The sequence below is a fragment of the Nocardioides sp. AN3 genome (assembly GCF_054653495.1).
Genome location: NZ_BAAIGC010000093.1, coordinates 1 through 473, shown reverse-complemented (window position 1 = coordinate 473; position 473 = coordinate 1). Strand labels below are relative to the sequence as shown.

At 63.4% G+C, this 473-nt stretch carries 1 protein-coding gene; it reads left to right on the top strand.

What is annotated here, in order from left to right; all coding sequences use genetic code 11:
- On the top strand, window positions 1–473 hold a 473-nt coding region (locus ACYQ1K_RS27940), incomplete at both ends, for an apiosidase-like domain-containing protein (RefSeq protein WP_459986897.1).

Sequence of the window (473 nt, the reverse complement as noted above, 5' to 3'; positions counted from 1 at the left end):
TTCACGGCGAAGTGGACCACGGCGCAGTGGCAGGCCTACGGGACGTTCCTCGGTCAGCGGTACGGCTCGGCCACGAACGTGATGTGGATCGTCGGGGACGACTACTTCGGCACCATCGACGCCAACCTGACCGCGTTCCTCGAGGCGTTGCGTGCTGCGGGCGGCCACCAGCCGATGTCCTACCAGGCCTACCAGGAGGCGTCGTCGCGCAAGGACATCTACAACGGCTCGACCAACCTGTGGGGCAACACGCACGCCGACTACAACTGGGGCTACTCCTACAACGCCACCTACGACGTCGTCGAGAAGATGGGTGTCGAGAACCAGACCATGACGCCCATCCCCTTCATGTTCGGGGATGGCACCTTCCTCAACAGTTCGCTGAACGGGATCACGAGCGACGACTTCGGCCGGCGGATGATCTGGTGGGCGCTGTCGTCGGGGTCGAAGGGGTTCAACCTCGGTGACAACGA